Genomic DNA, 8,830 nt, shown 5'->3' on the forward strand with positions numbered 1-8,830 from the left:
GCCTCACAGCCAGCCGGAGCGGCGGAACAGGCGGTACAGGAACAGAGCCGCCGCCGCCATCAGGGTGACGGCCCCGGCGTAGCCGTAGCGCCAGGCCAGCTCGGGCATGTGGTCGAAGTTCATGCCGTAGATGCCGGCGATGCCGGTCTGGGTGGCCGCGATGGCCGCCCAGGCGGCGATCTTGCGCATGTCGTTGTTCTGTTCCACGGCGAGCTGCGCCAGCCGTGACTGGACGATCGAGGTGAGCAGGTCGTCGTACGCGGCCACCCGGTCCACCGCCCGGCTCAGCCGGCCGTCGACGTCGACGAACCAGCGGTGCAGGGCGCGGGGCGGACCGTCGGGTTCGAGCAGCGTGCGCATCGGCGCCTGCAACGGCAGGACCGCCCGCTTGAACTCCACCACCTCCCGTTTGAGCTGGTAGATGTGCTGGATGTCGGCCGTACGGTCGCGGGCGAACACCGCCTCCTCGACCCGCTCCAGGTCGCGTTCCACGTGCCCGGCCACCTCCAGGTAGGAATCGACCATGCGGGCGCAGACCGCGTACGCCACCGCCCACGGGCCGGCGGCCAGCAGCGCGGGGCGGCGCTCGATGTCGGCCCGGACGCTGCGCAGCGCCCCGGCGGCGCCGTGCCGCACCGTGATGGCGAAGCGGTCACCGAGCAGCACCATGACGTCCCCGGTGTCGATCACCTCGGAGGTGTCGGTCAGCTCGTCGTGCTCCACGTACCCGGCGGTGCGCAGGACCAGCAGCGTGACCGGCCCGTGGCGCTGCACGGTGGGTCGGTGCCCGTCGGCGAGCGCCTGTTCGACGGTCAGCTCGTCGAGGCCGAAGGTCTGGCCGACCGCGGCGAGCACGGCCGGGCCCGGATCGTGCAGTCCCAGCCACACGAAGGCGTCGCGGCCGTGCCGCGCCCGGGCGTACGCGTCGGCGTAGTGCCGTTGGCCGGGCTCCCGGCGGCCGTTGACGTAGACGGCGCAGTCGACAACGGCGTCCGGGTTGGACCGGCGGGGGTTGGGGGATTCGTCCTCGACCCGTCCGAGCAGTCGGCGGGCCAGGGCGCGTACGCCTCGACCGGCCCGGTCCCGTACCGGTCGCTGATCCACCACGTGCCTCCCCGTCGCCCGGCGCGCCACCCCGATCAGGGATGGTGCCACCGCATTCTGCCGAGCAGGGTCCGGCTCCCGACAGCGGGGCGGTGACTCGCGGTGCGGGTGGCGCAGGCGGGCGGTCCGGCTCAGGCGGTGCGGGTGGCGAAGACGACGACGTTGTCGACGTAGTTGCCGGTGGCGGCGTCGAACCGGCCGCCGCAGGTGATCAGGCGTAGCCCGGCGGCGTCCGCCGGCCCGTAGACCAGGGTGGTGGGGAAGTGCTCCTTCGGGTACGCGCGGACGTCGTCCACGGTGAACGTGGCGACCCGTGCGTCGGCGCGGGTGACCTGCACCTGCTGCCCGGCGCGGAGCCGACCGAGGTCGAAGAAGACCGCCGGGCCGGACGGTGAGTCGACGTGTCCCACCAGGACGGCGTTGCCGGTCTCGCCGGGGCTGACCCCGTGCCGGTACCAGCCGGCGAGGGTGGGCCGGTCCAGTGGCGGCACCTCCAGCACCCCGGCGGCGTCCGCGCCGACGGGGACGATGTCGGCGCGGACGTCGATGGACGGGATCTGCACCCGGACCGGCGCGGCGGGTGGCAGCGGCGCCAGGTCCGGTGCGGGGTGGGTGCGGGTCGGCGCGTCGGCCGACGGTCGTGGTGGCCGCGCCGGGTCGGTGGTGAGGCCGACGGTGATCAGCCCGAGCCCGGTCACGCCGAGCAGGGCGACCACGGCCGGTAGGGTCCGCCGCCACCACACCTGTGCACCTCCGTACGGGATCGTCGGGGTGCCCGCGCCGGTGTCACCGGCGCGGGCACCCGTCTCAGGGATGGAACGGTCGCCGATCAGGCGACAGTGGACACCGGACGGCGCCGGCGGATCAGGATCACCGCGCCGGCGAGGGCGGTGCCGAGCAGCGTGCCGCCGGCGGCGAGAGCGCCGGTGTCACGGTCGTCGCCGCCGGAGCCGGCCGGCGCGGCGCCGATCGGGGTGACGGTGAACGTGGCGGTGCCGGCCGAGCTGCCGTCGCCGCAGGTCGCCGCCACCGTGTACGTACCCAGGGTGAACCCGGCGGTGAAGAGCTCGGCGCTCAGCCCGCCGCCGGCGGCGGCCGTGGTGGACCGGACGTTCTGGTCGCGGTTGGGGCCGGTGACCCGGAAGATGGCGTCACCCGACTTCGGGTTGCAGGTCGTCGCGGTGAGCACGACGGTCCCACCGACCGGGGTGGTGGCCGGTGACACCGTGGTGTCGGCCAGTGCGGCGCCTGGCAGCAGGAGCGTGCCGAGGCCCACGCCGAGCGCCGCCGAGCAGAGTGCTGTTGAGACCTTCATACGCGTCTTCCCTCACTTTTCGTCCGCTGACTGCGTGGGACGTCGTTCGGGTGGCCAACTCCGTGACTAGCACCGGTGTGCCCAACACTAGGTGGGTTGGATCCTCGATCAGGTGAAAATGAGAAATCCTCGTTGCCGTCACGTGTCCACCCGAAGGCGGGGAGAGCTGCGGAAAGGCCCGGACGGCCCGGCCGGCACCGGTGCTCCCATCGATGTCCATCCGGTCGGGCTGTCGTCGCTGGGTCGATGGCGAGGTATTGCCGGAGACGGCGGAAATGCACCACCTGGCTGGCGTGCTCCGCCGTCAGGCCGGTCCGAGATCCAGACAAGAACGGGGAGTCCAAGATCCGCACAAGAACAGGGATGTAGGTGCCTCGCGCGCTCTGGAGGCCACTACATCCCTGAAGTTGTGCGGTTCTTGGACCGGGGTGCGCCGGATGCGCGCTCGGGTCAGCCGGCAGGGGTCGGTTCGGGCATCGGCTCGCCGGTCTCCACCAGGGTCTTGAGGCTGGCCAGTAGCTCCGGCCAGCCGCCGCTGCCGTCGAGTTGGCCGCTGATCGCCCGGTGCATCTCGCTGTCGGGGGAGAAGCCGTCGTGGATGACGGTCAGTCGAACGACCCGGTCGCCGTGTGGCTCGATCTCGAAGGTCACCGTCGACCGGCGCTCACCGAGCCGGGCGGCCAGCTCCTCGGCGGACCAGCCGAAGTGCTCGGCGTGCTCGGGCTGGAAGCCGTGCCAGCTGTAGGAGAGGCGACGGTAGGGCTCGGCGACGAGCACCCGCTGGCCGAGGTCGCGAGGCTCGCCATCCGGCGTGTCCTGCCACAGCACGGGTGACCCGACCTGCCAGTCCGACACCAGAGCGACTCCACCCCAGTAGCGACGGGTGAACGCCGGTTCGGTGAGCGCGGCCCACAGTCGCTGCGCGGTGGTGGTGACGTAGGTCGTGTAGACGAAGGTCGGGCTCTCCATGGGTTGTCGCTCCAATGCGCTGGTCAGGTCGGCGAGGGCAGCGGCGCGCTCGCGGTCGTAGCGGCTGAGCCACCGGTCGGCGATGGCGTTGATCGGGGCGGCGTTGAGGTAGTGCAGCTTCTCCCGGCCGCGCCGCACCGTGGTGACGAGGTTCGCCGCCTCCAGCACCGACAGGTGCTTGCTGACGGCCTGTCGGGTGGTGGCCAGCCCGTCGCACAACTCCCGCAGGGTCTGGCCGTTGCGCTCGTTGAGCCGGTCCAGCAGTCGACGCCTGCTGGGGTCGGCCAGCGCCCGAAACGCGTCGTCCATCGACCCTCCTCCGCAACAGGCAACCATTTGGTTGCTTGCCAATTTAGGCAACCAATAGGTTGCCTGTCAATCTGGCTGCGGGCGGCCCTCTGCCGGCGGGATAAATCCCCGTGCCGCCAGGGGAGACGCTGGTAGGTTCGCTCGCCGTGACACGGAACGTGGGAGCTGGTCTGGGCGGGGCTTTCGCCCGACTCTGGGCGGCGAGCACCCTGTCGGCCCTGGGCAGCGGCCTGGCCACCGTCGCCGCGCCGCTCTTCGTCGCGTCGCGTACCGATGACCCGCTCGTGGTCGCCGGGGCGTCCGCCGTGGCGTGGCTGCCGTGGCTGCTCTTCGCCCTGCCCGGCGGCGTGCTGGTGGACCGGATGGACCGGCGCCGCCTGATGATCGTCATCGACCTGGTCCGGGTGGTCGCGCTCGGCGTTCTGGCCACGGCGATCCTCAGCGGCCGCGGCGGGGTGGCGCTGCTGTTCGCGGTGCTGTTCCTGGTCAACACCGGTGAGATCGTGTTCCGCGCGGCGAGCCAGGCCATGGTGCCGGTCGTGGTGCCACGGCACCGCCTGGAGCGGGCCAACGGCTGGCTCAGTGGTGGCGCCACCCTCATGCACAGCATGCTCGCCGGCCCGCTCGGCGGCTTCCTGTTCGCGCTCTCGGCGGGCAGCCCGTTCCTGGTCAACGCCGTCACGTACGCCCTCAGCGCGGTGCTGGTGGCGCTTATCGGCGGGAACTTCCGGGCCGCCGTCGGTGACCCGCACACACGTCGTACCCGCTCGATGGTCGGCGAGATCGTCGAAGGGCTGCGCTGGCTGGCCGACCAGCGGTTGCTGCGCACCATGGCCGTGCTGATCGGCCTGCTCAACGTGACCCTCACCGCCGCGCTCGCGGTGCTCGTGCTGCTCGCCGCCGAACGGCTACGACTCGGGTCCGTCGGCTACGGGCTGCTCTTCACCTGCATGGCCGTCGGCGGGGTGCTCGGCGCGCTCGCCGGCGACCGGATCATCGCGCGGATCAGCCCCACCTGGACGATCCGGATCGGTCTGCTCATCGAGGCGGGGTTGCACCTGGCGTTGGCCGCCTCCCGCAGCACCGTCGTCGTCGGGACCGCGCTCTTCGCCTTCGGTGTGCACGGCGCACTGTGGAACATCGTGGCGAACTCGCTGCGCCAACGACTCACTCCACCGACCCTGCAGGGGCGGGTGGCCAGCACGACCCTCTTTGTCGCGGCGGGTGGCAACTGCGTGGGCGCACTGCTCGGCGGTCTGCTCGCCGCCCGGTTCGGCATCACCGCGCCGTACTGGGTCGGGTTGGTGGTCGCGATCGGCGTCTCCGCCGCCACCTGGCGGGTCTTCGACCGCGCGGCGGTGGCCCGCGCCTATGCCGACCCGCCCCCGGTCCTGCAGCAGCGGACGCCGGTGCCCTGAGCGGCGCGTCGGGTGGCGACGCGCGGCTGGGCCCGACAGTGTGGCAGCGTGGTGCGGTGACCGATTCCGCGCCGCTCGACGTCGACCTCGCGCTGCTCGGTGGTGGCGGCGCCGCGTCGTTGCTGCTCGCCGCGTTGGACCGGCACGGCGTCCGCGGCCTGCGGATCGCCATCGTCGACCCGGTCCGCCGACGCGGTCAGGACCGCACCTGGGCGTTCTGGGGCCACCCCGACACCGACCTGGACCCGCTGCTCAGCGCGAGCTGGCGGCAGGTCGAGGTGACGACGGCGGCGCGACGCCGCGTCCTGGACCTCACCCCGCTGCGGTACGCCATGCTCCGCTCCGGCCCGGTCTACGACCGGGCTACCGACGCCGAGCGTCGCCTCGACGCCACCCGGATCGTCGCGCCCGCCGAGACGGTGCGCGACGACGGCGACCGGGTGCGGGTGGGCACTGGCGACGGGCGCACCGTACGGGCCGGCTGGGTGCTCGACTCCCGCCCCCGCCCGCCGGCGCGAGCGGGGCGAACCACCTGGTTGCAGCACTTTCGGGGGTGGTGGCTGGAGGCCGACCGGCCGGTGTTCGACCCCGCGCGGGCGGTGCTGATGGACTTCCGTACCCCACAGCCGCCCCGCGGCGTCTCGTTCGGGTACGTGCTGCCGGTCAGCGACCGCTACGCCCTGGTCGAGTACACCGAGTTCTCGCCGGACCTGCTCACCGACGCCGGGTACGACGCGGCGCTGTCCGGCTACCGGGATCTGCTCGGGCTGGATCCGGCCGGGCTGCGGGTGCGCGAGGTGGAGAACGGGGTGATCCCGATGACCGACGCGCCGTTCCCGCCCCGGCCCACACCCCGCGTGGTCCGGCTCGGCACCGCCGGGGGTGCGACCCGCCCCTCCACCGGCTTCACCTTCTCCGCCATGTACCGCCAGGCCGACCAGGTGGCCCGCGCCCTCGCCGCGGGCCGACCGCCGGTGCCCGCGCCGGCGTACCCGCGTCGGCACCGCTGGATGGACGCGGTGGCGTTGCGGGCGCTGGACCGGGGCGGGGTGGGCGGTCCCGACTTCTTCGACCGGCTCTTCGACCGCAACCCGGCCGAGCGGGTGCTGCGCTTCCTCGACGGTGCCACCACCCCGGCCGAGGAGGTTGCGATCATGAATTCGACCCGGCTGGTGCCGATGATCGCCGCGACCGCCGGCGACGCCGTGCACCGCGTCCGTGACCGGCTGCGCCCCACCCGGCCCGCGCCGGCCATCCCACCCGCGGTGCTGGGCTCGGCACCGACGGTTCGGCGCGGCGGCCCCCCGAGCGGGGAGGACGAGGTCCGCGCCCGGTAGGTTGCCGGGCATGGTGGACGCGGCGGCCGGCAGGGGCGTGCAGATCTGGACCGACGGGGCGTGCAGTGGCAACCCGGGGCCGGGCGGTTGGGGTGCGTTGCTGCGCTACGGCGATCACGAGCGGGAGCTGTGCGGCGGTGAGGCCACGCCCACCACCAACAACCGGATGGAGCTGATGGCGGCCATCCAGGCGTTGGAGAGCCTGAACCGGCCGGTCACCGTGGAGCTGCACACCGACAGCACGTACGTGCGCAACGGCATCACCAGTTGGCTGGCGTCGTGGAAGCGCAACGGTTGGCGGACGGCCGCGAAGCAGCCGGTGAAGAACGCCGACCTGTGGCAGCGGCTGGAGGCGGCCTGCGAACGGCACGAGATCACCTGGCTGTGGGTCAAGGGGCACAACGGGCACCCGGAGAACGAGCGGGCCGACGGGCTCGCCAACAAGGGCATGACCGAGGCGCGGGCCGCGCTGACCAGCCGCTGAGCCTGGGTCAGCGGGTCGCGTCCGGGTGCCCCGGCATGCTGGAGCCACCGCCGCTGCTGCCGGACGAACCACCGGCGACGCCGGAGTTGTCGGGCTCGGTCACGATGTCCGGCCGGGCGTCGGTGTCCGCCGGCGCGGGAACCTCGGTGTCCGCCTCGACCTGCACCAGCGGCGCCTGCCCGGCCTCGTCCTCGCTGTGCTGCGGGTCGCCCGGCTGCTCACCTTGGCGATTTCGGTAGCCCACGCCGTGCCCCCCGTCGATGCCGGTCCGCGTCGGCGCTGGCTACCCGGCGTCGTCCCGGCCGAAACCTGACCCGCCAGCGGCGACCGCCGATCCGACCGTCTCGACCTGCGGTGCGGCGGACGGCAACCGCAGCGTCCGGCGACGGCTGAGCGCGACGATCAGCGCCAGCGCCAGCGCGCCGACGACCACCAGGAACGCCCAGGTGTTACCGAGGTGGTCGTTGACCACGCCACTGGTCGCGGAGCCGGCCGCGATGCCGAGCTGCCCGGCCGTCTGCAACCATCCGTACGTCTCGGGGAGCCGGTCCGCCGGGGTGGAGCGGGCAAGGATCTCGTCGGTGACGGCGAGGAACGGTGCCAGCGCGAGACCGAAGACCGCCAGCGCGACGGCCATCTGCGGCACGCTGCGCGGCAGCAGCAGCGCCACCGAGGTGGCGGCCAACGTGCCGAGCATCGTCAGGTACGCCGCCGCCGGGCTGCCGGGCCGTCCCCGGCTCGCCAGCAGTACGCCACCGGCCAGGCTGCCCACCGACCAGATGGTCACCAGCAGCCCGGCCTGGTCCGGGTGCCCGACCGTGGTGGCGAACGCGGGCACCAGCACCCACATGGCGCCGATGCCCATCATGTACCCGATGTGGGTGCCGACGACGGTGCGACGGGTGGCTTGGCCGGGCAGCGCGGATCCCTTTGCGCGAGGCTGCCGGTCGGCCTCGCGCGGCGGCAGCACGGCGACCATGCCGAGCAGCCCGGCGCTGCCGATCACGGCGAAGGCGAGCAGTGCGGCCGTGGGCCCGCTGATCAGCAGGCTCAGCGTCACCGCGAGGGGGCCGCCCACGTAGAGCACCTCCTGCCCGACGGCGTTGAACGCGTACGCGCGGGCCAGCGCGGCGGGGGCGACGAGCCGGGCCAGTTGGGCGCGTCCGCTGCCGACCGCCGGTGGCGTGCTGAGCCCGGCCACGGTGGCCAGCGCCACGAAGGCCACCGGTTCGGTGGTGACGGCCAGGCCGAGCAGGGCGAGCAGGTGGGCGAGCCCGGTGGCGAGCAGCACCGGCCGGGCACCGAGCCGGCCCAGGAGTCGGCCGACCAGCGGCGCGGTGACCGCCAGCCCGATCCCGCAACCGGCGCTGGCCACCCCGGCGGCGGCGAAGCTGCCGGTGTTCTGGTGACCGAGCAGTACGACGAGCAGCTGCCGCAGTGCGACCGGTAGCTGCGCCACGGTCATCAACAGGATGAGCAGCATCGCCCGACGAGGTACATTCACAACTTATGAATCTACCCGAGGACGGCTCGCCCAACCTGCTCGGCGCACTCGCCCTGCTCGTCGGCTCGCGGATGCGGGCGTCGGTCAGCGCGTCCGTCGGAGCCGGCGGCGCGCTCGCCGAGGCGCTCGTCGTCCTCAAGGACCAGCCCGGGGTGACCGCCGAGTGGCTGGGCCAGGTGCTCGGGTTGACCCAGCCCGGCGTCGCGCACCTGGTCCGGCGGCTTAGGGAGCAGGGCTGGGTGGAGCGGCGTCCCGGCGCCGACGCTCGCAGCCGCGCCCTGCACCTCACCACCGAGGGCACGGCGGCCGCCGCCCGTACCCTGCGCGCCCGGCAGGAGGTGCTGACCGAACTGCTCGCCCCGCTGACCGTCGAGCAGCGCGGCCAGCTCG

10 protein-coding genes are annotated in these 8,830 nt (G+C 73.3%); 4 read left to right on the forward strand and 6 right to left on the reverse strand.

What is annotated here, in order from left to right; genetic code table 11:
* Positions 1-3 precede the first annotated feature (3 nt).
* The 4 genes from PSH25_RS10230 to PSH25_RS10245 form a co-directional block, all read right to left on the reverse strand.
* Positions 4-1,104 carry a magnesium and cobalt transport protein CorA gene (locus tag PSH25_RS10230; protein WP_238658796.1) on the reverse strand — a complete coding sequence of 367 codons (1,101 nt, stop codon included), beginning with the start codon at positions 1,102-1,104 and terminating at the stop codon, positions 4-6.
* Between the two features lie 131 nt (positions 1,105-1,235).
* Positions 1,236-1,847 (reverse strand): class F sortase, encoded by a 612-nt coding sequence (locus PSH25_RS10235; RefSeq protein WP_441005349.1) that lies wholly within the window; start codon positions 1,845-1,847, stop codon positions 1,236-1,238.
* Between the two features lie 86 nt (positions 1,848-1,933).
* On the reverse strand, positions 1,934-2,419 hold the full coding sequence (locus PSH25_RS10240) for a hypothetical protein (RefSeq protein WP_238658798.1): 486 nt from the start codon (positions 2,417-2,419) through the stop codon (positions 1,934-1,936).
* A 450-nt stretch (positions 2,420-2,869) separates the two neighbouring features.
* Positions 2,870-3,697 (reverse strand): ArsR/SmtB family transcription factor, encoded by an 828-nt coding sequence (locus PSH25_RS10245; protein ID WP_238658799.1) that lies wholly within the window; start codon positions 3,695-3,697, stop codon positions 2,870-2,872.
* A gap of 146 nt (positions 3,698-3,843) precedes the next feature.
* On the opposite strand from PSH25_RS10245, the gene PSH25_RS10250 reads away from it, so the two are divergent.
* Genes PSH25_RS10250 through rnhA form a run of 3 tightly spaced genes read left to right on the forward strand, consistent with a single transcriptional unit; the run spans position 3,844 to position 6,936 of the window.
* The gene (locus PSH25_RS10250) at positions 3,844-5,115 is read left to right on the forward strand and encodes an MFS transporter (RefSeq protein WP_238658800.1); all 1,272 of its coding nucleotides are present in this window, start codon (positions 3,844-3,846) and stop codon (positions 5,113-5,115) included.
* A 38-nt stretch (positions 5,116-5,153) separates the two neighbouring features.
* Positions 5,154-6,452, forward strand: coding sequence for a lycopene cyclase family protein (locus PSH25_RS10255; RefSeq protein ID WP_372492760.1), 1,299 nt, complete (start codon positions 5,154-5,156; stop codon positions 6,450-6,452).
* A gap of 10 nt (positions 6,453-6,462) precedes the next feature.
* A complete protein-coding gene (rnhA, locus tag PSH25_RS10260; protein ID WP_238658802.1) occupies positions 6,463-6,936 on the forward strand; it encodes a ribonuclease HI in 474 nt (157 codons plus the stop codon).
* Positions 6,937-6,943: 7 nt separating this feature from the next.
* On the opposite strand, the gene PSH25_RS10265 is transcribed toward rnhA, so the two are convergent.
* A complete protein-coding gene (locus PSH25_RS10265; RefSeq protein WP_238658803.1) occupies positions 6,944-7,180 on the reverse strand; it encodes a preprotein translocase YidC in 237 nt (78 codons plus the stop codon).
* Positions 7,181-7,219: 39 nt separating this feature from the next.
* Positions 7,220-8,440, reverse strand: coding sequence for an MFS transporter (locus PSH25_RS10270; RefSeq protein ID WP_238658804.1), 1,221 nt, complete (start codon positions 8,438-8,440; stop codon positions 7,220-7,222).
* A gap of 5 nt (positions 8,441-8,445) precedes the next feature.
* Between PSH25_RS10270 and PSH25_RS10275 the strand changes: the two genes are divergently transcribed.
* Positions 8,446-8,830: MarR family winged helix-turn-helix transcriptional regulator (locus tag PSH25_RS10275; RefSeq protein WP_238658805.1), on the forward strand; the 385-nt coding region annotated here is incomplete at its 3' end.

The organism is Micromonospora foliorum (assembly GCF_022229015.1).
GTDB classification, from domain to species: Bacteria; Actinomycetota; Actinomycetes; order Mycobacteriales; family Micromonosporaceae; genus Micromonospora; species Micromonospora foliorum.